The following is a 23114-nucleotide window of genomic DNA, read 5'->3' on the forward strand; positions in this document are numbered from 1 at the left end:
TGCCTTCTCGCCTGCTGTGATCCACCTGCCCGGAATATGTGGTGTGGTGAATCCGCCGATCTTGTTGTGGGGTCGGGATATGTGCCGGAAACTTTACCTGTGCTATTTTCCGAACGCCCGATTTTCACTCGGGTGACGTCCGCGCTGGGGGGCGAGGCACGGCGTCGAGAACTCATCCGATTCGCTTCCGTCGGCGTCGCCGCGTTCACGCTGGACACCGCGGTCTTCCTGACATTGAAGAGCACTGTGCTCGAGGCGCATCCGGTCACGGCGAAAGTCCTCGCGGTGCTCGCGGCGATCACGCTGTCGTATGTGCTGAACAAGCAGTGGTCCTTCGACGCCCGCGGCGGACGGCGCGGGCATCACGAGGCAGCGCTGTTCTACCTGGTCAGTTTCCTGGCCGTCGCGATCAACACCGCACCGCTGTGGGTGTCGCGGTATGTGCTGCACCTCGAGGTGCCCGAGGTCTCCCGGTTCACGCAGAACCTGGCCGATTTCGTCGCCGCGCAGCTGATCGGCACCGCGTTGGGCATGGTGTTCCGCTTCTGGGCGTTCGTGCGGGTGGTTTTCCCCGAGGAAGTGGACCGCGGCAGCGCGTGAGTTGCGACCACCCTGATCGCAACCCTGTCGGGCACGATCCCGCACCGTGCGGACTCGACGACCCGACGCGACCACCCGGCCGCGCGATCGCCTCGCCGTCCGGGTGGTAGGAAAGGGAGCGTGTCCGCAACTGGCGAAGGAATCGATCCGCACCGAACCACCCGCGCGGTGTCGGAAGTGGTGGAGCTGGTCAGCACGCTGATCCGCTTCGACACCTCCAACACCGGCGACCTGGCCACCACCAAGGGGGAGCGCGAGTGTGCGCAGTGGGTGGCCGACCAACTGCACCAGGCGGGATATGTCACCGAGTATGTCGAGTCCGGCGCCCAGGGACGCGGCAATGTCTTCGCGCGGCTGGAAGGCGCGGATCGCAGTCGTGGCGCGCTGATGATCCACGGGCACCTGGATGTGGTGCCCGCCGAGGCCGCCGACTGGAGTGTGCACCCGTTCTCCGGCGCGGTCCGCGACGGCTACGTGTGGGGTCGCGGCGCGATCGACATGAAGGACATGGTCGGCATGACGCTGGCGGTGGCCCGCCAGTTCAAGCTCGAGGGGACGGTGCCGCCGCGCGATCTGGTCTTCGCCTTTCTCGCCGACGAGGAGAACGGCGGCAAGTGGGGCTCGCAGTGGCTGGTGGACAACCGGCCCGACCTGTTCGACGGCGTCACCGAGGCGGTGGGGGAGGTCGGCGGATTCTCGCTGACCGTCCCGCGTCCCGACGGCACCGAACGCAGGCTGTATCTGGTGGAGACCGCCGAGAAGGGTCTCGGCTGGATGCGCTTGCGCGCCAAGGCCCGGGCGGGTCACGGCTCGTTCCTGCACGAGGACAACGCGGTGACCATCCTCGCCGACGCGGTGGCGCGGCTGGGCAAACACACCTTCCCCCTGGTGCTTTCGGATTCGGTGGCCGAGTTCCTGGCCGCCGTCGCCGAAGAGACCGGTCTCCAGTTCGACCCGTCCAGCCCCGATATCGAAGGCCAGCTGGCGAAGCTGGGCACCATCTCCCGCATCATCGGCGCGACGCTGCGCGACACCGCGAATCCGACCATGTTGCAGGCCGGGTACAAAGCCAACGTGATCCCGCAGACCGCCGAGGCGGTGGTGGACTGCCGCGTGGTCCCCGGGCGGCAGGCGGCGTTCGAACGGGAGGTGGACGAGCTGATCGGCCCCGACGTCGAACGCGAGTGGATCACCAAACTCGACTCCTACGAGACGACTTTCGACGGCGATCTGGTCGACGCGATGAACAACGCCGTGCTCGCCCACGATCCGCGGGGCCGCACGGTGCCCTACATGCTCTCCGGCGGCACGGACGCGAAAGCATTCGCCCGCTTGGGAATTCGCTGCTTCGGTTTCGCCCCGCTGCAGCTGCCGCCGGAACTGGACTTCTCCGCCCTGTTCCACGGCGTCGACGAGCGGGTGCCGGTCCAGGCCCTCGAATTCGGCACCCGCGTGCTGGAACACTTCCTCCTACACAGCTGAACCGATCCGGAAAAGAGGTTCCATGACCTACAACCCCTACGACGCGCTGCCCCAGGTGCCGTCGTTCACCCTCACCTCCACCGACGTGACCGACGGCCAGCCGTTGAACAATGACCAGGTCAGCGGCGTCTTCGGCGCGGGCGGCAAGGACATCTCCCCGCAGCTGTCCTGGTCGGGCTTCCCGGCGGAAACCAAGAGCTTCGCGGTCACCGTGTACGACCCCGACGCGCCCACCGCCTCCGGCTTCTGGCACTGGGCCGTCGCCGACATCCCCGGCACCGTGACCTCCCTGCCCAGCGGCGCGGGCAGCGGCGAGGAAGGCGGCGCCCTCCCCACCGGCGCGATCACCCTCCGCAACGACGGCGGCTTCCACGGCTTCGTCGGCGCCGCCCCGCCGCCCGGCCACGGCCCCCACCGGTACTTCATCGTCGTCCACGCCGTCGACGTCGAAAGCCTCGGCATCGACGAAAACGCCACCCCGGCCTACCTGGGTTTCAACCTGTTCTCCCACACGTTGGCCCGCGCCACCCTCATCGGCACCTACGAGCAGAAGTAGGTTCCCATCGCAGACCTGTGGCCCTGAGCGGAATGCTCAGGGCCACAGTGTTTCTCGCGAGTACATCGACTTTGGGCCTTCGCCTGCATCGATGGCGACGTCTTCCACGACATCAGGTTCGCGACAATCGACCTCGATGACCCGAATCTATTACATCAAGTCAGTTTGATGTATTTTCGGTACATGGCGAGTGACCGGGTGCCCGTTCCGCTGCTGATGCGGATGGCCGCACACCCCCTGCGGTGGGCGTTGATGACCGAACTGGCGGCCAGCGACCGCCGGGTGCGGGAACTGGTCGCCGCGGTCGGTGAGCCGCAAAACCTGGTCTCCTACCATCTGCGACTGCTGCGCTCAGCCGGGCTGGTCACGATGCGCCGCAGCACTTTCGACGGCCGCGACAGCTACTACCACCTCGATCTCACCCGGTGCGGGACAGCGTTCGCCGAGGCCGCGGCCGCGCTACACCCAGGGCTGGCCCCCACCGCCGCGACCTCTCCCGATCCGGTCGGTGGGGCGGTGTTGTTCCTGTGCACCGGCAACAGCGCGCGGTCACCCATGGCCGAAGCGTTGCTGCGCCGCCGCAGTGGCGGCCGGGTCGAGGTGGCCAGCGCGGGCAGCCATCCCAAACCCGCGCTGCACCCGAACACGGTGCGGGTGATGCGCGAGCGCTACGACATCGACCTCAGCGCACACCGCACCACAGCACTGCCGGAGGTCGCTGGCCGCCGCTTCGATTATGTGATCACCTTGTGCGACAAGGTCCGGGAACTCCCTCGCGATCACGGTCCGGCCACCACCGTGCACTGGAGCCTGCCCGATCCGGCCGCTGCCGCGCCCGACGACGAGGCGAGTTATCCCGAGTTCTGCCGCGTCGCGGAAGAAATCGACGTCCGCAGCAGAGACCTGCTGTCCCTGCTCACATCCACAACCCTCACCAGGAGTGCCGATCATGTCGAACACCGCAACTGAACTGGCCAGTGTCCGTTACCTCGTCGACGACGTCGCCGCGGCCGTCGATTTCTACACCACCCATCTCGGCTTCACCGTCGCCAACAACTACAGTCCCGCTTTCGCCGACGTCACCCGAGGCCCGCTGCGGCTGCTGCTGGCCGGGCCCACGAGCTCTGCCGGCCGTCCCATGTCCGACGGCGCTGTCCCGCAACCGGGCGGCTGGAACCGAATCCACCTCATCGTCGACGACATCGCCGCTGAAGTCGAACGACTGAAAGCGGCCGGTGTCGGCTTCCGCAACGACATCATCAGCGGTCCCGGCGGGCAGCAAGCCCTGGTGCAAGACCCAGCGGGCAACGTCGTCGAACTGTTCCAACCCGCAGCCCATTTCGAGGCCCGCTGATACCGGGCTCCCAGGCACCGCAGCTCGGTGATCGCCGTTCCGCCCCCATGATCTTCGGCGGCCTGGTGCCCAGAGTCGGTCGAGCAGACCGAGATGTAAATTCGCGCGGTTCGACTCCGTGGGAGCTACGGCGGATCAGTGAATGACACCGTGGCGGTTGGTTGTTGCCGCGCGCTTGCCAGCCGGAGGAGGTACGCTGCCGCTTGACGGCGGACCAAAGAGGGTACGTGCTGGACTGGTAAGGGATGACGGTGGTTGTTCACACGGGTACCGCCTGGGTGCTGTTCTTTGCTGGGCTCATCTTCCTGTGGGCGCTGGTTCTCGGTGTGTGGAAGTGGCAGGCGATGACTACCTCGCCGGACGGCTTGGCACACCCGTACGTCGATATCGCTCACCGAGCGGCGTTGCTGTATGCATTCGCGACCGGCTTGATCGCGGTGTTCGTCGAACTGTCTGGCTGGCCGTCCGCGGTGAACTTCGGTGCGGCTGCGGTGATCGTCTTGCTGTTCGTGGTGACTATCGCGAACTACATCCGGCTCGGGTTGCAGCGTGAGACCGACAATCAAATGCGCAACCCGCCACCCTCGATGCGTTTCGTCCTGGCCGCCCTGATCATCGGCGAGATCGGGGGATTCAGTGTTCTCCTCGTCGGCTTCGCGGTGGAGCAGCTGTAGTGCCGCGGCCTCGCTCGCGGGGCGCGTTCAGAAGGCGTAGCGGTGGTACTGCGCGATCATCCGGACAGACGGAATCAGCGACATCACCTTTCCCATCACCTTGTAGCCGCAGCGTGATCACATCGGGGTAGTCGACGTCATACCACTCGACTTGCGGGCAGGGGTCCAGCTGGAAGGCTCGGCAGTCCAGCCCGCCGCCGAGGTGCAGTACCGTGGCGCGGTCGTGCCGGGCGAGACACCGGCACGGGGTGATACGACTGTGGCCCTGAACGGAATGTCCAGAGCCGCAGCACTCGCGGTGGAAACCTACTTCACATTGACGACCCGGTCGGAAGGCTCCTCGGCATACAGCGCCTCGATCTCGGCCTGGTACTTGGTCGCGATCGGGACACGCTTGAGCGACATCTTCGGGGTCAACTCCTCGCCGCCGGGCTCCCAGACGGCGCCGAGGATGATGAACCGCTTGATCTGCTCCACCCGCGAGAGCTTGGCGTTGCCCGCCTGCACCGCGGCCAGCACCTCGTCGACGATCTCGCGGCGGGTGGCCAGGGTGGCGATGTCCTCGCCCGTGGCGTCGAGTTCCTTGGCGCGGATGGCGGCGACGTCGGGATCCAGCACGATCAGGGCGGCGATGTAGGGCTTGGCGTCGCCGATCGCGACGGCCTGGCCGATCAGCGAGGAGGCGGCCTTGACGGCGTTCTCGATGTTGGAGGGCGCGATGTTCTTGCCCGCCTCGTTGATGATCAGCTCCTTCTTGCGGTCCACGATGCGCAGGTAGCCGTCGGCGTCGATCGTGCCGATGTCGCCGGTGTGCAGCCAGCCGTCGGCGTCGATGGCTTCGGCGGTCTTGTCCGGCATATTGCGGTAGCCGTGGGTGACGATCGGACCGCGCACCAGGACCTCGCCGTCGGCGTCCAGCCGCAGTTCCATGCCGTCCACCGGACGCCCGACCGAACCGGGCCGCGGCTTGTCCAGCTCGGTGAAGGTGCCCACGCCGGTGGTCTCCGACATCCCCCACACCTCGCAGACGGTGAAGCCGAGGCCGAGGAAGTACTCCAGGGTCTCCGGCGGAATCGGCGCCGCGCCGGAGTAGGCGCCCATCAGCTGATCCAACCCGAGCGCGTGACGCAGTTTGGACAGCACCAGGGCTTCGGCGATCCTGTGCTGTGCAGCCAGCAGGGGACCGCCGCTCCGGCCGGCGAGATCGGCCCGCGCGGCGGCGATGCCGGTGCTGATCGCCCAGTTGGCCAATGCTTTCTTGACCGGGCTCGGTTCGGCGGCAAGTCTGCTCTCCACGCCCGCCTTGATCTTCTGCCACACCCGAGGTACCCCGAAGAAGACGGTCGGGCGCGCGTCGGGCAGTGCGGCGGCGACCTCGCGCGGGTCGGGCACGGTAGTGATCTGAATGCCGGTGAGCAGGTTCATCGCGTGAGCGGAGATGCGGTCGGCGACGTGCGCGGCGGGCAAGTAGGACACTGCCCGGTCGTCCAAGCCGGCCGGCAGCGGGCCGTTGACCAGCGCGATGATCTGGGCGAGCACGTTGCGGTGGGTGATCTCCACGCCTTTGGACGGGCCGGTGGTGCCGGAGGTGTAGATCAGGGTGGCCGGGTCGTCGGCTCGCACGGCCTGCCAGGCGGCGTCGAAATCGAAGTCCGCGGCGGGTGCGGCCTCGACCTGTTCGAGGGTGATGGCGCCCTCGGCGGGTCCGTCGACCACGATGATGTGCTCGATCGGCACACCGGCGGCGGTGATGCGGTCCAGGAAGACCTGCTCGGTCACCACCACCTTGTTGCCCGCGTTGGTGAACAGGTGGGTGATCTGCTCGGGGGAGCTGGTGTTGTAGATCGAGAACGGGGTGGCGCCCAGGTGCAGTGCCGCGGTGTCGACCAGGTTGAACTCGGGACGGTTGGTGAGCATGATGCCGACGGTGTCGCCGCGCGCTACACCGAGTCCGGCCAGGCCCGCCGCGATGGATCGCACACGTTCGGCGTAGTCGCGCCAGGTGTATTCCTGGGTGCCACCCACTTTGCGTAGGGCGATCTGGTCGGGCCGTAGTCGGGCGGTCTCCTGGAATGCCGCGGGCACGGTGTAGACCGTTTTGCCCGATTCGTGTGCGTATCCGATATCTGCTGTCGTCATATCCCTGTTCCCGCTATCTCTGGCGTGGACCGAATCCGGTGTCCGCCGACGCCCGGTCCGCGACTCGAATGCTGACGGAATGCGGCGCTGGCACCGTCGGTCTCTCGCGAGTCGGCGCGCCCGCATGTGGCGCGGCTCACTCATGGTAGCCAGATGCGGCGACTGTGGCAGCCCTTACATGAATCCGGCCTCGAGTCAGTGCCGCGGCGCAGCGAGCTGGAAGATCCGTTCGATCTCACTCACCAGTGGCATCGCTCCGGGAACGTCCCCCATCGATTGCGTCGCCACCATCGCGGCGGTGGCCCAGACGTAGTCGTCGGGCGCGGCGGGGCGGCGCGAAGCGAGGAGACGAGAGACCAGGGCGGCGGAGAAGGCGGCGTGAGCGCCGACCGAGTCCTCCAGCGCCGTCGGGAACGGCTGAAATCGGTCACTGACCTGCTCCGACCACACCGCGCAGCGGAAATCCCGGATCGCGCACACCGTCCCCACGCCGAGCGCACGCAAACGGGTCGCGGTGTGCTCCCCGCATGCGGTCGCACCGTCGGGCGCCATCGCCAGTGCCTTCAGGTCCGCGTCACCACCGATCAGGTAATCCACCACGCCGAGATGCTGATACAGGTACTGCGGGCGATCCAGCCGCGGCGCCGGATGCACGACCACCAGCGGCCTGGCCGGCAGCTGCCGCAGCTGCGCCATGATCTGCTCGAGCACCCCGGTGGGTTGTTCGAAGGTCAGCAGCACCGCGTCGGAGGTGGCGATCGCCGAGCGGACCGCGTCGCTGCGCACGTCCTGGGCGCTCAACCGGATTCGCTCGTCTTTGCAGCCGACCCGGCTGGCCACACCGGTACCGGCCACGATCACCGCCGTGACCGGGGTCGGCGCGTAGGGCACGACTTTGACCAGTTCGGTGTCGACGCGTTCGCTGCGCAGGTATTCCAGGGTGCGGCTGCCCGCGTCGTCGTCGCCGACCGCCGAGATCAGCCGCACTCGCAGGCCGAGCCGGGCGGCGGCGACGGCGCGGGTGAGTCCCTTGCCGCCGGGGTGCTCCTGATAGCTGCCGCGAGCGCTGCCGCCGGGACGGGGGATTTCGTCGACCACATAGATGTGGTCGATGACCGCGTCGCCGATGACGGTCACCACGCCGCGGGAATCCGCCGAATCCGATTTGCCCGCAGCGGTTTCCGAGGAGCCGCCGATGTCCACGACGTGCGCGCCGTCGAACACCGAGGCCGTGGCCAGTCGCGCGGCCAGTTCGGTGAACGCACGGCGCTCGGGCGTCCCGCGCAGCGACCGCACCGTCAGTGTGGCAGGAATCGGTTGCGCGCCAAGGGCTTCGTGCAGCTGCGCCCAGCGGTCGACGAGGTACTCGCGCCGCTCGCCCAGGTCTGCCCCATAGAGGCGGCCGGGATAGATTCCGGCGGGGGGATTCTCCCGCAGCAGCCCCAACGACAGTTCCGCGTCCACGATGAGTCGGTTGGTGGGCTCCAATCGCCGAGCGAGGTCGCGCACCAGCGGCAGCACCGCCTCTTCCCGGTCGATACCGGCGCGGCGGGCGTACTGGCGCACGGCGAGCAGATCCAGCAGCGGCAGTACGTCGATTTCTGTGCTGCGCAACCGATCCGAGCTCAGGCCCGACCGCTTGCACAGCCGGGTGAGGATATTGCGAACGGCAACCATTCCCGAATCCTGCGGGACCATGGCGATCCACCCCTCCTTGATCGGCGTGACACCGCAGCGATCGTGCGCACATAGGCCACGCGAATCGGGTTTAGCCACCGAATGAAATGGCAATTACCAAAGTACAACGGCAATTGCGCTTGAGGAACGGCAAATGTCACACTGGATGTGGCGACCTCAATCGCACCACCAGGCACGGGAGGGCTGGTGATGAGCACCATGCTCCGTATACAGCATATTCGGCGGCAACGCCGCCTCACCGGAACGGATACCGACCCGCTGCCCGAGCCGGTGGTGGACTAAAGGAGCCGTCCGAGATCCCCGCAACGCCGCACCGTGGTCATCACCTGTCACGTGTCAGCGCGAACGGGCTTCCCAGCCGACCACACCCCGACCGGGGCCGGACTCACTGTCGACACCGCCGCCGCGCGGCATTCCTTCCTCGGGCACGACACCCCTGACGACGCACCTCGCCGAACGGGCGAGCAAACTTGCCACGAAGAACCCGACACCGCGGATATGCCGGTCCATCCACCGGCGCGTCCGATCCCCTTCTCCGCCGAGCGCCATATCCGGCCGCCCGGCGCCACCGGGCCGGGTGCGTCATGCCGCGCCCGCCGACACCGCACCACTCACGGCGCAGCGCACCTCCACCGCGCTGTACCAGCGGATGCACGACTGGAGGCATTCGTGATCATCGAACTCAGCACCCTGGAGACGGCCTCACTCCACCTGTCGCACCGGAGACAACGATGACCATTCACACCACCGAATGGACGATGACCAGCGACATAACCCCCGAAGCCGCCTATCGGGACACCGACACCGATGGCTGGCGCTTGAGCTGGCTGCCGGACCGACGGCTGACCCGCGCTCAGGCGCTGGCGGGCATGCGCTTGGACGAACTGCTCAGCGACCCGCGGATGGTGCACGACCGGATGACCCAGGCCCGCGTCGACGTCTACGCCGACGAACTGGGCATCCTGCGCGAGCACGCGGTGATCCTGCTGGCCAAGCGGATGGCGGCCCGCTTGGAGAAAGAGTTGCGACCCAAAGGGGACCCGACGCCGCCGGGGCCCGGCACATGCGGCCGCCGATTGCTCACGCAGACGATCGAACCCCCGCCCGTCCACCACTGACCGGCGCCGGAGCTCACGCGTGCGCTTTGTGCTCCGCGCCCACGGCCTCGCCGATGCTGCGGTACCCGCCGGCACGCAACCGCTGCGCCAGACCGCGATGGATCCTGCGCATCCAGAACGGGCCGCCGTAGATGAAGCCGGTATAACCCTGCAACAGCGTCGCACCGGCGAGAATGCGTTCCCACGCCTGGTCGACCGTTTCGATGCCGCCGACCGAGATCAGCACCAGCCGGTCACCGACCCGCCGGTACAACCGGCGCAGCACCTCGAGCGAGCGATCCGCGACCGGCGGCCCCGACAGGCCGCCCGCGCCCATGGCGGCCACCTCGTCCGGATCGGTGCGCAGACCGTCGCGACGAATGGTGGTGTTGGTGGCCACGATGCCCGCCAAACCCAGTTCCACGGCCAGGTCGGCGACCGCGTCGATGTCCTCGTCGGACAAATCCGGAGCGATCTTCACCAGCACCGGCACCCGCACGCTGTCCAGCACCGCCCGCAACAGCGGACGCAGCGATTCCACCGCCTGCAGATCCCGCAGGCCGGGGGTGTTGGGGGAGCTGACGTTGACCACGACGAAATCGGCCAGCGGGCCCAGCAGCGCGGCGCTGGTGGCGTAGTCGGCGGCCGCGGCGTCCGGTTCGACGATCTTCGTCTTGCCGATGTTCGCCCCGATCGGCACGCCGCCGCGGCGCCCGCGCAGCCGTTCGGCCGCGGCGGCGGCGCCGTGGTTGTTGAAACCCATCCGGTTGATCAGCGCCCGGTCGGCGGGCAGCCGGAACAGTCGCGGTGCGGGATTGCCCGGCTGCGGCTGGGCGGTGACGGTGCCGATCTCGGCGAAACCGAACCCGAGCGGGGCCCAGGCGTCGACACCGTCGGCGTTCTTGTCGAACCCGGCGGCCAAACCCAGCGGCGCGGGGAATTCGACCCCGAACGCGGTGGTGCGCAGAATCGGGTCATCGATGACGAGAATCTTGCTCATCGCCCAGCGCACGGGCGCGCACCAGGCGGCCAACCGCATGACAGCGAAGACGAAGTGGTGGATGCGTTCCGGCGCGACCAGGAACATCAGTCGGAGTAGCAGGGCGTACATCGGCTCACATTCCGGGTTCGGGCTGGGGTAGTAGTGCGGATTTTCGCCGCCGCAGCAGGACCCGCCTGCTGCCGTCGGTGTAGGCCCGCACCCGCGAGAGCTCCCAGCCGCCGAACTCGGCCTGGATCGCCAGCCGCATGGACGCGGTCACCCGCGTGACATCCGGCGGCAGTCGCAGCGGCACGTACTCGTAGTCGTCGCTGGTGGTCTCCCAGCCCGCGGGCAACGCGCGCCCGCGCCGCCGGTGTGCTGCCGGATCAGGGGATGTCGCGGAATCGTCACCCGCGCGCGATGTCCGAGCCATCAGTGCCCTCTCTTCCGATCGTCCGCACCGATCCGCTGCAGACCGTCGCCGGTCGCGGATCCCACGAACAAGTCCCCGGTGTGTTGCTCGATGGTCACCGAGTTCGGTTGCCGGACGGTGGCGTAACGTCCCACTTCCTTCGGTATACCTGTCGACAGGTCGAACCCGACGACCTCGTTGCGCTGCGTGCACGTCACCCACACGGTGTCGGACCGCTGATCGTAGGCAATCGCGTAAGGCGAAGATCCTACCGGGAAACGCTGACGCAGCACGAGCGGTCCCGCAGTGTAGACCAGCAGTTCCCCACCGGCGGTGTCGGTGACCACGAACCGGCCGCGCGCGTCACCGATCATCCGCGTGGCGCCATCGCCGGCCCGCAACGCCAGCCCGAACCGGTCGCGGCCCAAGTCGAGCTCGAAGATCGCGGTTTGGTGACGGTCGAGCACAGTCACTTTGCCGTCGGCCTCGGCGAGCTCGTCTGCCGACACCAGCCCGGACACCGTCCCGGTCACCGCACCACCCGGCGCCACCTCCAGCACCCGGCCATCGGCGGTACCGACCAGCAGCCCGCCGTCCGGGCGCGCGAGCACCGACCGCGCGTCGCCGTCGACGGCGACCGCGCCGACCGCGCCACCGGCCAGATCCACCCGCAGCACCCGCCCCGGCGCGGCCGCCAGCATCTCACCCGGCCTGCCCGGCGCGAGACTGCTCGCGCGATCCGGCAGCGTCACGGTGCGCACTACGGGCTGGGCGGCGCCGGGGTCGACGACGGTGAGGGCGGTGCCGTCGAGCACGGCAAGCAGCCCGGTGCCGGGATCGGCTTCCAGCGCGGCGACCGGACCGGTGGGCAGCACCCGGCCCGCCGGCGGTGTGGTCACCGCGGGCGCGACCGCCGCGGTGGCCGGATCCCGACTCGGCAGGTCCGCGCCGCCGGGGCCGGAGGAGCATCCGGCCAGCAGCACCGGCACCGCCACACCCGCGAGTGCCGAGAGGATCGAGCCGCGAGGGCGCATGCACCGAGCTCCTAACTACCGACGAATCTTCCGCAACCTCACCATCTGACCATGATGACGCACTGAACCGACCGACCGGGGTGTCGGCGCGAGCACGATGTCGGTGATCGGAGTTACGGTGGAGTCCACACGCTGTCCGATTCAGGGAGATTCCGGTTGAAAGCCGACCATCCGTCGGGATTTGTCGTCGATGACATCACCGTCGGCCCGTACGCGCACGGGTTCGGCACCACCGCCGACGGCCACCCCTTCGCGTTCCGGACCGTCCGCGCGACCCTCACGCTGGAGATCTACCGCCGCGACCTCGACAGCGCCGTACCCGGCCCGGAAGACGTCCTCGCGGTCGCCGAAGCCACCGTCACCGACATCGACCTCGACGACGAGCGCAGTGTCGTGGCCCTGGTGCGGGATATGATCCCCGACGCCGCGACGATCGAGGCCGCCGCCGACCGCGACGTCACGACCGTGCGGGCCCTGCTGGGACGGATCAGCTCCGTCATCGACGGTATGTAGGACGTGATGACCCACACACGACTCGCCCGCACCGCCCTCGCCGCTGCGGGCCTGCTGCTGGCGGCGCCGATCACCGGCTGCGACAGCGGGCCCGACGACGACGCCGTCGCGGCCGCCCGCTCGTCGGCGAACGCGTCGCTGTCGTCCTCGATCGCCGCCTCCTCCAGCGCCGCCCACCCGCCATTGCCGACCGCCGCCGACCTGGATGCCCAGATCAAGCGGGCGCTGGACCCGGCCCTGCCCGACAGCGAACGCACCGCCCTCATCGAAGACGGCGACGCCTTCCGCCAGGCCATCCCCGACATGTACCGGGCGCTGCAGGACAATCCGCGCGCCGTCTACGGCGTCACCGACCCGGTGTTCGACAACCACGACGGCACCCTGACCGCCACCATGCGGCTGGACAAGGACGGCACCGGCACCGCCGTGCGCACCACCGTGGTGCACTTCGTGCTGATCGACGGCAAGTGGCGGATCTCGCGCACCGACCTGTGCGGCATCCTGCGCTCGGCCGACTACCGCACACCGGCCTGCGGCTGAACCGGGCCCCGACTCGATGCGCAGGCCGGGATCGCTGCGGTGGGGACGGTTCGTCCACCGCAACCGCTTCCTCGTGCTGGCCGTCTTCCTGCTGTTCGTCCTGGTGTCGGGCTGGTACGGCCGCGACCTGTCCGGCCGGTTGACCCAGGAGGGCTGGTTCGACGACAGCAGCGAATCGGTCGCCGCCGCCGAACTGGCCGACCGCACCTTCGGCCGCGACACCGACAGCGACCTGATCCTGCTCTACACCGCCCCCGCGGGCGCCACCGTCGACGACCCCGCCGTCCGCGGCCCGGTCACCGCACAACTGGCCGCGCTGCTGGCCGCCTACCCCGATCGCATCCTGAAGATCGACAGCTATTGGGACAGCCCGTTCGCCGCGCAGGCCACCGACGCCACCCGCACCCACGCCTTCGCCAGCGTCGGATTACGCGGCTCCGGCACCGCCACCGTGGAGAACTACGCCGCCATCGAAGACCATCTCGGCGCCGGACGCGCCGGCGGCGGGCCGGGCGGCACCACGGTGCAGCTGGCCGGGTTGCAGCCGATCGTCGAAGGCATCAACACCGGCATGCAACGCGACATCAGACGCGCCGAAATGATCGCCCTGCCGATCGTGGCGATCGGCCTGTACTTCGTATTCGGCGGCGTGATCGGGGCACTGCTGCCGGTACTCATCGGCGGCATGACGATCCTGGGCACCCAAGGCGGGCTGCGGCTGCTCACCGACCACATCGACGTCAACGTCTTCGCCTCCGCCGTCATGACACTGGTCAGCCTGGGATTGGCGATCGACTACGGGTTGTTCACCGTCACCCGGTTCCGAGAGGAACTGGCCGCGGGCCACGACGTGGAAGAAGCCACCGCCCGCACCGTCGCGACCGCCGGACGCACGGTGCTGTTCTCGGCGGCCATCATCGCCATCAGCCTCGGCGCGCTGTTCATTTTCCCCAACGGGGTCCTGCGCTCGGTGCCGCTGGGCGGCATCAGCTCGGTGCTGCTGGCGGCAGTGCTGTCGGTGACCGCGCTGCCCGCCGCATTGAGCATCGTCGGGCACCGCATCGACTTCCTGGGCTGGAAACGATTCTCCCGCAGCAAAACCGAAGCGCAGATCGACGGCGGATTCTTCTCCCGGCTGGCGGTGTGGGCGATGCGCCGTCCGCTGGCGGTGGCCGTGCCGATCGTGCTGGCACTGCTCGCGCTGAGCATCCCGCTGCGGCACATCGAGTTCGGCGGACTCAGCGAACGCTATCTCGCGCACGACAATCCGGCGCGGGTGGCGCAGGAACGTTTCGACGAGTTGTTCCCCAGCTTCCGCACCGAACCGCTGAAACTCGTCGTGGTCGGCGCCGACCCGCGGCAACTGAGCGACATCCGCTACGCCGCCAGCCAGATTCCCGGCTTGACCGGGCGCTTCGAGCCCGCCGCGGCGACCAAGGACGGCATCAACGTCCTCGCCGCCGGACTGGCCGACAAACGCGACGCCGACCGGGTGATCGCCGCGTTGCGCGCCATCCCAGAGCCGCCCGGGGTGCGGGTGATGGTCGCCGGAGTGCCCGCGCTCGAGCGCGACAGCATCAACGGTCTGCTCGACGGCCTGCCGATGCTGCTGGCGATCCTGGCGGCCGCGGCGCTGGCGCTGATGTACGCCGCGTTCGGTTCGATCGTGCTCGCGGTGAAGGCCGTCGCGATGAGCGCGCTCAGCCTCGTCTCCACCCTCGGCGTGCTGACCTGGGTGTTCGTCGAAGGCCACGGCGCGGGCCTGCTCGACTTCACACCGGGACCATTGATGTTCGCGGTCCTGGCGTTGATCGTGACGGTGGTGTTCGGACTGTCCACCGACTACGAGGTCTTCCTGCTGTCGCGGGTCTCGGAGGCGCGCGCCGCGGGCTCGTGCGCACCGGAGGCGATCCGCTACGGCATCGCCCACACCGGCGGCGTGATCACCTCCGCCGCCGCCATCCTCATCGTGGTCACCGGCGCGTTCGGGTTCTCCGATCTGGTGCTGATGAAATACATCGCCTACGGCATGATCGCGGCGCTGATCCTGGACGCCACCGTGATCCGCATGCTGCTGACCCCCGCGGTACTCAAACTGATCTGGCGCTAGGGCCGCGGACTTGCCGTCCGGTGTCCGCCCTCGGCGGTGCACGCCACGTCCGGCCGACCAACGCCCGGCGTGGCCGCTACCGCCACGCGCCCCGGACGCCGCAGAACGGGGCAGGTGGCTATCCCGGCGTCGGCCATCGGCACGGCGGCGACGCCGTCAGCGACGCACCGGCAGCACCAGTTGAGCACCGGTGACCGGGTGGTCGAAAACTTCCACCGGATGCTGGTAGACGCGACTGAGCAGATCGGTGGTGAGCACCTCGCGGGGCGGGCCGTCGGCGGCGATGCGGCCGGATTCCAGCACCGCGACGCGGTCGGCGTAGGCGGCGGCGATCCCCAGGTCGTGCAGGACCACCACCACCGCCGCGCCCGCCGCGGCGCGATCGGTGGCCAACCGCAGCACCGCTTCTTGATGACCGAGATCCAGCGCCGCGGTCGGCTCGTCCAACAGCAGCGTCGCGGTGTCCTGGGCCAGCACCCGCGCCAGCGCGACCCGGGCGCGTTCACCACCCGACAGCGTCGGAAACGCCCGGGCGGCAAGGTGTTCGACGTCGGTGGCGGCCATCGCGGCGGCGATCTGTTCGTCGTCGAGCTCACGCCGCTCGGTGCGCACCCAGGGCGCGCGGCCCATCGCCACCACTTCGCGTGCCGTGAACGGGAAGCCGACGGTGTGGGTCTGCGGCAACACCGCTCGCCGCCGCGCCATGTCCAGCGTCGACCAGTGCGCCAACGGCTGCCCGTCGAGCTCCACGATGCCTTCGCGGAGGCTCAACTCCCCGGCCAGCGCCGCCAGCAGCGTCGACTTACCGGCGCCATTGGGCCCGACAAGCGCGACGACCTGCCCCGCGACGGCTTCGAAGTCGATCCCATCGAGCACCCGCCGCGCCTGCCGATCCACACTCACCCCCGCCGCCCGCACCGTCACCGCCCCCGGCTTCGGCGCCTCCGGCATCTCATGCGCCCGCACCAACACCCTCACCCCGGTCCTCCTGATCCCCGTCCAGCGGCACACCATGAAGAGGGTCTGTCGACGTTCGCCGCAGCCATGTGCCGTTCGGCGAAGCCCGCCGGGATCATGCCCAGCCTCCGGAGCGGGCTCGGGTGCGGCGCAGCAGCCAGAAGAAGACGGGGCCGCCGATGAGGGAGGTGAGCATGCCCAGCGGCAGGTCTGCGTTGTCGACCAGGGAGCGGGCGCAGACATCGGCCGCCAGCAGCACGACCGCGCCGACGATGGCGCTGAGCGGGATGAGGACGCGGTGGGCGGGGCCGACCAGCATCCGCACCAGGTGCGGGACGATGAGCCCGACGAACAGGATGATGCCGGTGAACGCGACACCGGCGGTGGCCAGTACCGCGACGACGACGATCACATTGCGCCGCAGCCGCTCCACGTCGACGCCGAGATGACGGGCGGCGGACTCACCGAGCGCCAGCAGATCCAGCCGCGGCGCCAGCAGCACCGCCGCGGCCACGCCCACCGCGGTCAGCGGCGCGACCACGCCCACCGATTCCCAGCTGGCGCCGTTGAGTGACCCCAGCTGCCAGAACACGATCTGGTCGCGGGCGGCCGGAGACGCCACGAACAGCAGCAGCGCGATCACCCCGCCCGCGAACGCGTTGATCGCGACACCGGTGAGCACCAGCGTGACGACCTCGGTGCGTCCATTCGCGCGCGCCAGCACATACACCAGCAGCGTGGTCGCCAACCCCGAGACGAACGCCGCCGCGGCCACCGACCACGCCGCCACGAACGCACCACCCACCACGATCACCGTGCCCGCCCCGACCGCGGCGCCCGCCGACACCCCGATCACACCGGGTTCGGCCAGCGGATTGGCGAACACCCCCTGCAACAACGCACCCGCGGTCGCCAGCGCCGCACCGACCAGCATCGCCAGCACCACCCGCGGAAACCGCACCTGCCACAACGTCACCTCCCCGGAGGGATGCGCGGGCACCGGACCCAGCTCCAGCCCGATCCGGCGCAGCACACTGCCCGCCACCTCGGCCGGGGTGGTCGGCACCTGCCCGATCGCCGCCGACGCCACCGCCAGCGCCACCAACCCCGCCACCGCGACCACGAACACCAGCAGCACCCGCGAACGGCTCCGTGACTTCGGCGCGGGAGAAACCGGTCGCGCCGCTGTCGTAGCGCTCATGCGTGCCCGGTGCCGTACACCGCCGCGCTCAGCGCCGCGATCACCCGGCCGGTGTTGGGCCCGAAACTCAACAGCACCGCATCGGACATGTCCACCACGCGCCGGTCCCGCCCAGCCGGGGTCTGCGCGATGCCGGGCACCTTCTGCAGCCCATCGACCCCGCCGACGGACTTCAGCCCGTCCGACATCACCAGCAGCACATCCGGCGCGGCGCCGATCATCGCCTCGCTGGTGATCGCGGTGAACGGCTCCTTCAGCCCGGCCGCCGTGCCCGCGTCCCGCGCGCCCAGCGCCGCGATCAACGCGTCCGCGCCCGACCCAGGCCCAGCGAGCATCGTGATGGCCGTGGAACGCAGATACAGGAACGCGATGGTCAGCGGCGGATCCTGGGCGGGCACGGCGGCGCTGGCGGCGGCGATCTCGTCGCGAGTGCGCTGCGCCAGCGCCTGCCCCCGCTCCGGCACACCGAGCGCGCCCGCGACCGCCTCGATCTGCGGCACCACCCCGTCCATCGTGCGCTGCGGATCGAAGTACACGACCGTCACACCGGCCGCGCGCAACTGCTCCCGCACCGCGGGCGCGGCGCTGGTGGTGTCGGTCAGGAACACCGAAGGCCGCAGCGCCAGCACCGATTCCACGTTCAGCGACCCGTTGCCGCCCGCCACGTTCGGCACCTCCCGCACCGCGGGAAACGCCGCCGAGGTACTGCGCCCCACCAGCTTGGGCCCCAACCCGAGCGCGTAGACGATCTGGGCGAGGGTGCCGTAGCGATCCACGGCGATGATGCGGCTGGCGTCGGTGACGGTGACCTCGCCGCCGTCGAACGAACGCACCGTCACCGGCAGCGTCGGCGTCGGCTCCGGACCGATCGGCACCGGGTCCAGATCGGTGAGGGTCGCTGTCGCGGGCCCGTGCCCGCCGTGCGAGGCCGCGCCGTCGGCGCCGCACGCGACCGACCCGGCCAGCAGGGCCGCCGCGAGCAGAGCGAGGACGGCACGCCACCCGGCTCGGACTCGCTTCCCCTGCCGCCCCGCGGTCACTGCAGTGCTCGTCCCCGCGCCTGGCCGACGCTCGGCTGCGGCATACGCCACGCGCTGTATCGACGATTCGCTCGCTGCGCTCGCACATACCCGCGTCCCGCTGGCGCTCAGCTCCAGCACGAACGAGCGCTCGGCTGTGTCCACTGTTCGCTCGCTGTGCTCGCTCATGCCCGCGCCTGGCTGGCGCTCGGCTCCGGCACGAATGAGTGCTCGGCTGTGTCGTCGGTTCGCTCGCTGGCGCTCCCTCATGCAGGCAAGGCTAATCTCTGTCACTCGGCGCGTGCACTGACGTCGTCCAGGGCGGCCGCTATCGCGCGCGGCAGTTCCAGGGTTTCGGCGGCCAGCACGCCGGTGAGCTGCCCGATGTCGCGGGCGCCGACGATCATGCTGGCGATACCGGGCCGCTCCCGGATCCAGGCCAGCGCGACGGCCAGCGGCGAGGTGGCCAGCCCATCGGCGGCGGTCACCAGCGCCTCGACCACCCTGGTCGCGCGGTCGTCGAGCCGGTGGCGGATCTCGGCGGCGGTCGCCTCGTCCGCGCCCCGCGAATCGGCGGGCACCCCGTCGCGATACTTGCCGGTGAGGATGCCCCCGGCCAGCGGCGCGGTCGCGATGAGCCCGACGCCGTGATGCTGGGCGGCCGGAATGAAATCGGTTTCGGTATCCCGGGCCAGCAGCGAGTACGGGGTCTGCGCGACGCTGACGGGCGCGACCGCGGCGATGCTGGCGACCTGCCAGGCGTTGAAACCACGCACCCCGGCGTAGCGCACGCGCCCGGAGCGGACCGCGAATTCGAGGGTGGCGGCGACCTCCTCGAGCGGCGTCGCCGGGTCCCAGGCGGCGACATGCCAGATATCGAGGTAGTCGGTGCCCAGTTCGAGCAGCGTCCGATCGAGTTGGCGCAGCAGCGCGCGGCGCGAGGTGTCCACGGCCGGGCCCACCGGGTCCGGCGCGGGCACCGAAGCTCCCACCGGGGCGGCAGGCGTGGTCCGCGGCGCGACACCCGCGCAGCCGCTGAGCACCAGATCGTCGCGCGAGACCAGATCGCCGAGCAGTTCGGCCAAGATCTTTTGCGCCGCACCACCGGCATAGGCGGGGGAGGTGTCCACGAGCGTGCCACCCGCCTCGGCGAACGCCACCAACTGCCTTGCCGCTTCGTCGGTGTCGGTATGCGCACCCCAGGTGTGGGTCGCCAGTCCTATCCGGGACACTCGTAGGCCGCTGCGGCCGACCGTCCGCTGTTCCATCACCGCGCCCGCGCAATCGTCACGGCGCCAAGCCTAGAGTGTGGATACGCAACTCGACGCCCACCAGCACAGTGGGTCGCACTTCCGTCGGCGGGAAACCGCCGCAACCGTTGCGATGGCGGCGGTGCAACAGCCGGGCATGCCGAGGCGACCTCGACACTGTACTGTCGCTGCGTGATTGCGGCGGTGGTCACAGTGGCGCGACCGACCGCCGGACCCTTGCCCGGGTGGGAACAGAGATTTCGGGCGGAAGTGGAGGCTGGTTCGTGGTTGGTGAGTCGATGACCTGGGTGCAGGCCTTGGTGCTGGGTCTGGTGCAGGGGCTCACGGAGTTTCTGCCGGTCTCCTCCTCGGCGCATCTGCGCATCGTGTCCTCGGTCTTCTTCGGCGACGACGCGGGCGCCTCGTTCACCGCGGTCACCCAGCTGGGCACCGAGGCCGCGGTGCTGGTGTTCTTCGCCAAGGACATCTGGCGGATCGTGTTGGCCTGGTTCGCGGGACTGCGCGAGCGAGTGACCGCGCGCGGGCGGCAGGAACTCCCCCTGCACGATCAGCCCACCACGAAGCTTCCGGTTCTCACCGCCGACCGCACCCGCGTTCTCGACGAGCGGACCCAGCGCGACCTCGACTACCGCATCGGCTGGTATGTGATCATCGCCACCATCCCGATCGGCGTGCTGGGGTTCGTCTTCAAAGATCAAATCCGCACCGGGGCACGCAATCTGTGGCTGGTGGCGTTCATGCTGATCTTCTTCGCCCTGATCATCGCCGCCGGTGAACACTTCGGACGCAAGGAGCGCCCGATCGAGCAGCTGACCACGCGCGACGGTCTGGCGATGGGGTTCGCGCAGTGCCTTGCGCTGATCCCCGGTGTCTCGCGCTCGGGCGCGACATCGACGGCCGGTCTGTTCCTGGGGCTGGAGCGTGAAGCGGCCGTACGGTTTTCGTTCCTGCTGGCCATTCCAGCCGTGACCGCTTCGGGCCTGTTCAGCCTGCCGGACGCGTTCGAACCCGCCGGTGAGGGGCTCAATGCCAGCGGGCCGCAACTGCTGGTGGCCACGGTGCTGGCGTTCGTCGTCGGCTACGCGTCGGTGGCGTGGCTGCTGCGTTTCGTGGCGCGGCATTCGTTCTACTGGTTCGTCGGCTACCGCATCGTGCTCGGGCTGGCCATCATGGGTCTGCTGGCGGGAGGGGCGGTCTCGGCGACATGATCGCTAGGCTGGCCGCATGACGGTGATCCTGTTGCGGCACGGTGTGTCGACGTCGAACACCGCCCGCCAGCTCGCCGGCCGCAGCACCGGCGTCGGGCTCACCGAGCGCGGCGACGAGCAGGCCAGGGCCGTGGCCGAACGACTGGCCGGGCTGCCGATCGAACGGATCGTGCATTCCCCACTGCTGCGCTGCCGTCTCACGGTGGCGCCGCTGGCGGAAAAGTTCGGGCTGGAGCCGGTATTCGACGATCGGCTCGTCGAAGTCGACTACGGCGAGTGGACCGGCCGCCCGATCGCCGAGCTGCCGAGCGAACCGCTGTGGAAAGTCGTGCAGCGACATGCCTCCGGCGCGGTGTTCCCCGGCGGTGAGGGCCTGGCCCAAGTCCAGTCCCGCGCGGTAGCCGCCATCCGCGACCACGACCGCGCGCTGGCGCAGCAACACGGCCGCGACGCACTGTGGGTGGCGTGCACGCACGGCGACGTGATCAAGGCGGTGCTCGCCGACGCCCTCGGCATCCACCTCGACGGCTTCCAGCGGATCATGGTCGAACCCGCCTCGATCAGCGTCATCCGCTACACCCCGACCGCACCGTACGTGTGGCGGATGAACGACACCGGCGCCGATCTGTCCGCCCTCGCCGCCACCGGCGGGCAACCTCCTGGCGCCGCCTCGGCGGCGCCGGATGCCGCGAGCTCCGGTCCTGTCCCCGGTGGCGAGCTCGGTGGCGGCGGAAGTGCGGATAATGGGAATGCGGAGCGCCGCGATTCCTTGTAGACAACCGAACGGTCGTTGTATGGAATCCCCGCGCCGCGGGTAGTCGATCAGGGTCACGTATCAGGAGGTGCATGTGTCACGCGCAATCCATGTATTCCGCACCCCCGATCGTTTCGTCGCCGGGACCGTCGGTGAGCCGGGCGATCGCGCGTTCTATCTGCAGGCCGTGCAGGAACCGCGCGTGGTCAGCGTGCTGCTGGAGAAGCAGCAGGTGAAGGTGCTCGCCGACCGGATGGGTCTGCTCCTGGACGAGGTCGCCCGCCGCTTCGGCGCCGAAGTGCCGCCGCAGGCCGAGGACGTCACCGACAACGCGCCGCTGGTCACCCCGATCGACGCCGAGTTCCGGGTCGGCACCATGGGCCTCGGCTGGGACGCCGACGCGGGCGCGGTGGTGGTCGAACTGCTGGCGATCACCGAAACCGAGGTCGACGAGTCGGTGGTGCTCGACGACACCGAGGAGGGACCCGACGCGGTGCGGGTGTTCCTCACCCCGATCCAGGCCCGCGAATTCGCGCTGCGCTCCACCCGGGTGATCGCCGCGGGCCGTCCACCGTGCCCGCTGTGCGGCGAGCCGCTGTCGGCACGCGGCCACATGTGCGTGCGAACCAACGGATACAAACGCGGCGACATCTTCGGCGCGACCGAACTAGAGGAGTGATTCGGTGGCCGAGGCCGGGGACCGATTCCGCGGCGGCGAGCTGACGGTGATCGGGCGGGTGAACACCGCCAGCAACGTGACCCTGGTCTGCGATGTGCTCGACGGCGACAGCGACCAGCCGCCGCTGCGGGTGGTCTACAAACCGATCCGCGGCGAACGGCCGCTGTGGGACTTCCCCGACGGCACCCTGGCCGGACGCGAAGTGGCGTCGTATCTGATCTCCGAGGCGATCGGCTGGGGCGTGATTCCCGAAACCATCCTGCGCGACGGACCTTTCGGGCCCGGCATGGTGCAACGCTGGGTCGACGGCGTGGACAACCACACCGACCGCGGCAACCGGCTGGACCTGATCGACCTGTGCCCCGCGGGCGCGGTGCCCGACGGATTCCGTGAGGTGCTGCGCGCACTGGACCAGGACGGCAACGAGGTGTCGCTGATCCACGCCGACGATCCCCGGTTGCAGCGTATGGCGGTGCTGGACGTGCTGCTGAACAACGCCGACCGCAAGGGCGGGCACGCGCTGGAAGGCCTGGACGGTCAGGTGTACGGCGTCGACCACGGCATCTGCCTGCACGCCGAGCACAAATTGCGCACCGTGCTGTGGGGCTGGGCCGGTCAACCCATCAACGATGACCTGATCGCCGACATCACCGCATTCGCCAAACAATTGCCGGGCGCGGTCGCCGACGCGTTGAGCGACCACATCACCGACAACGAGATCGACGCGCTGGCCGAACGCGCCCAGCACCTGCTCGACGACCCGGTGATGCCGCTGCCGCGCACCGCACGCCCCATCCCGTGGCCCGCCTTCTGAACGCGCCGCCCCCTGAACCG

At 69.3% G+C, this 23114-nt stretch carries 23 protein-coding genes and 1 pseudogene; 14 read left to right on the forward strand and 10 right to left on the reverse strand.

Annotated features, from left to right (window positions below; translation table 11 throughout):
* Positions 1-132: 132 nt before the first annotated feature.
* The 6 genes from ON34_RS13205 to ON34_RS13230 all read left to right on the forward strand — a co-directional run bounded on the left by ON34_RS13205 (position 133) and on the right by ON34_RS13230 (position 4666).
* A complete protein-coding gene (locus ON34_RS13205) occupies positions 133-600 on the forward strand; it encodes a GtrA family protein (protein ID WP_040779128.1) in 468 nt (155 codons plus the stop codon).
* A gap of 120 nt (positions 601-720) precedes the next feature.
* The gene (locus ON34_RS13210) at positions 721-2082 is read left to right on the forward strand and encodes a M20/M25/M40 family metallo-hydrolase (protein WP_174372031.1); all 1362 of its coding nucleotides are present in this window, start codon (positions 721-723) and stop codon (positions 2080-2082) included.
* Between the two features lie 22 nt (positions 2083-2104).
* Positions 2105-2638 carry a YbhB/YbcL family Raf kinase inhibitor-like protein gene (locus ON34_RS13215; protein ID WP_040779132.1) on the forward strand — a complete coding sequence of 178 codons (534 nt, stop codon included), beginning with the start codon at positions 2105-2107 and terminating at the stop codon, positions 2636-2638.
* Between the two features lie 183 nt (positions 2639-2821).
* Entirely contained in the window at positions 2822-3607 is a 786-nt protein-coding gene (locus tag ON34_RS13220; protein ID WP_040779320.1) for an arsenate reductase/protein-tyrosine-phosphatase family protein, read from the forward strand.
* Positions 3588-3992, forward strand: coding sequence for a VOC family protein (locus ON34_RS13225; RefSeq protein WP_040779133.1), 405 nt, complete (start codon positions 3588-3590; stop codon positions 3990-3992). The genes ON34_RS13220 and ON34_RS13225 overlap by 20 nt, the downstream gene beginning before the upstream one ends.
* A gap of 245 nt (positions 3993-4237) precedes the next feature.
* Positions 4238-4666, forward strand: a complete 429-nt coding sequence (locus ON34_RS13230) for a hypothetical protein (RefSeq protein WP_040779135.1) — start codon at positions 4238-4240, stop codon at positions 4664-4666.
* 100 nt (positions 4667-4766) lie between these two features.
* Here ON34_RS13230 and ON34_RS37560 read toward each other — a convergent pair.
* The 3 genes and pseudogenes from ON34_RS37560 to ON34_RS13240 all read right to left on the reverse strand — a co-directional run.
* Positions 4767-4901 (reverse strand): annotated as a pseudogene (locus tag ON34_RS37560) (class I SAM-dependent methyltransferase); the annotation flags it as partial.
* A gap of 71 nt (positions 4902-4972) precedes the next feature.
* A complete protein-coding gene (locus ON34_RS13235) occupies positions 4973-6805 on the reverse strand; it encodes an AMP-dependent synthetase/ligase (protein ID WP_040779137.1) in 1833 nt (610 codons plus the stop codon).
* 195 nt (positions 6806-7000) lie between these two features.
* A complete protein-coding gene (locus ON34_RS13240; RefSeq protein ID WP_245548016.1) occupies positions 7001-8482 on the reverse strand; it encodes a PfkB family carbohydrate kinase in 1482 nt (493 codons plus the stop codon).
* Between the two features lie 752 nt (positions 8483-9234).
* Here ON34_RS13240 and ON34_RS13245 point away from each other — a divergent pair.
* The gene (locus tag ON34_RS13245) at positions 9235-9621 is read left to right on the forward strand and encodes a hypothetical protein (RefSeq protein WP_063821672.1); all 387 of its coding nucleotides are present in this window, start codon (positions 9235-9237) and stop codon (positions 9619-9621) included.
* Between the two features lie 13 nt (positions 9622-9634).
* Here ON34_RS13245 and ON34_RS13250 read toward each other — a convergent pair whose 3' ends face one another.
* The 3 genes from ON34_RS13250 to ON34_RS13260 are packed head-to-tail and all read right to left on the reverse strand — an operon-like array spanning position 9635 to position 12028.
* Positions 9635-10711: a quinone-dependent dihydroorotate dehydrogenase gene (locus ON34_RS13250; RefSeq protein WP_040779141.1), complete on the reverse strand. Its 1077-nt coding sequence runs from the start codon at positions 10709-10711 to the stop codon at positions 9635-9637.
* A gap of 4 nt (positions 10712-10715) precedes the next feature.
* Positions 10716-11015, reverse strand: a complete 300-nt coding sequence (locus tag ON34_RS13255) for a DUF5703 family protein (RefSeq protein WP_245548017.1) — start codon at positions 11013-11015, stop codon at positions 10716-10718.
* Positions 11015-12028, reverse strand: a complete 1014-nt coding sequence (locus ON34_RS13260) for a YncE family protein (RefSeq protein WP_040779143.1) — start codon at positions 12026-12028, stop codon at positions 11015-11017. The genes ON34_RS13255 and ON34_RS13260 overlap by 1 nt, the downstream gene beginning before the upstream one ends.
* 156 nt (positions 12029-12184) lie before the next feature.
* Between ON34_RS13260 and ON34_RS13265 the strand changes: the two genes are divergently transcribed.
* From ON34_RS13265 to ON34_RS13275, 3 genes are read left to right on the forward strand one after another with little or no spacing between them, the layout of a single operon-like run.
* A complete protein-coding gene (locus ON34_RS13265; protein ID WP_040779145.1) occupies positions 12185-12541 on the forward strand; it encodes a hypothetical protein in 357 nt (118 codons plus the stop codon).
* A 6-nt stretch (positions 12542-12547) separates the two neighbouring features.
* On the forward strand, positions 12548-13081 hold the full coding sequence (locus ON34_RS13270) for a WKL family lipoprotein (RefSeq protein ID WP_040779147.1): 534 nt from the start codon (positions 12548-12550) through the stop codon (positions 13079-13081).
* Between the two features lie 16 nt (positions 13082-13097).
* Positions 13098-15191, forward strand: a complete 2094-nt coding sequence (locus tag ON34_RS13275; protein WP_040779150.1) for an MMPL family transporter — start codon at positions 13098-13100, stop codon at positions 15189-15191.
* Positions 15192-15347: 156 nt separating this feature from the next.
* On the opposite strand, the gene ON34_RS13280 is transcribed toward ON34_RS13275, so the two are convergent.
* The 4 genes from ON34_RS13280 to ON34_RS13295 all read right to left on the reverse strand — a co-directional run bounded on the left by ON34_RS13280 (position 15348) and on the right by ON34_RS13295 (position 19636).
* Positions 15348-16142 (reverse strand): heme ABC transporter ATP-binding protein, encoded by a 795-nt coding sequence (locus ON34_RS13280; protein WP_051022501.1) that lies wholly within the window; start codon positions 16140-16142, stop codon positions 15348-15350.
* Positions 16143-16263: 121 nt separating this feature from the next.
* Positions 16264-17349, reverse strand: a complete 1086-nt coding sequence (locus ON34_RS13285; RefSeq protein WP_040779153.1) for a FecCD family ABC transporter permease — start codon at positions 17347-17349, stop codon at positions 16264-16266.
* Positions 17346-18389: a heme/hemin ABC transporter substrate-binding protein gene (locus ON34_RS13290; RefSeq protein ID WP_051022482.1), complete on the reverse strand. Its 1044-nt coding sequence runs from the start codon at positions 18387-18389 to the stop codon at positions 17346-17348. The genes ON34_RS13285 and ON34_RS13290 overlap by 4 nt, the downstream gene beginning before the upstream one ends.
* Positions 18390-18658: 269 nt before the next feature.
* Positions 18659-19636 (reverse strand): aldo/keto reductase, encoded by a 978-nt coding sequence (locus ON34_RS13295; protein WP_040779156.1) that lies wholly within the window; start codon positions 19634-19636, stop codon positions 18659-18661.
* 281 nt (positions 19637-19917) lie between these two features.
* Between ON34_RS13295 and ON34_RS13300 the strand changes: the two genes are divergently transcribed.
* The 4 genes from ON34_RS13300 (at position 19918) to ON34_RS13315 (ending at position 23094) form a co-directional block, all read left to right on the forward strand.
* Positions 19918-20847 carry an undecaprenyl-diphosphate phosphatase gene (locus ON34_RS13300; RefSeq protein WP_040779158.1) on the forward strand — a complete coding sequence of 310 codons (930 nt, stop codon included), beginning with the start codon at positions 19918-19920 and terminating at the stop codon, positions 20845-20847.
* 16 nt (positions 20848-20863) lie between these two features.
* The gene (locus ON34_RS13305) at positions 20864-21622 is read left to right on the forward strand and encodes a histidine phosphatase family protein (protein WP_040779160.1); all 759 of its coding nucleotides are present in this window, start codon (positions 20864-20866) and stop codon (positions 21620-21622) included.
* Positions 21623-21695: 73 nt separating this feature from the next.
* Positions 21696-22280, forward strand: a complete 585-nt coding sequence (locus ON34_RS13310) for a DUF3090 domain-containing protein (RefSeq protein WP_040779162.1) — start codon at positions 21696-21698, stop codon at positions 22278-22280.
* Between the two features lie 4 nt (positions 22281-22284).
* Positions 22285-23094 carry an SCO1664 family protein gene (locus tag ON34_RS13315; RefSeq protein WP_040779165.1) on the forward strand — a complete coding sequence of 270 codons (810 nt, stop codon included), beginning with the start codon at positions 22285-22287 and terminating at the stop codon, positions 23092-23094.
* Positions 23095-23114 lie beyond the last annotated feature (20 nt).

The sequence above is a fragment of the Nocardia pneumoniae NBRC 100136 genome, assembly GCF_000308755.1.
Classification (GTDB): Bacteria; Actinomycetota; Actinomycetes; order Mycobacteriales; family Mycobacteriaceae; genus Nocardia; species Nocardia pneumoniae.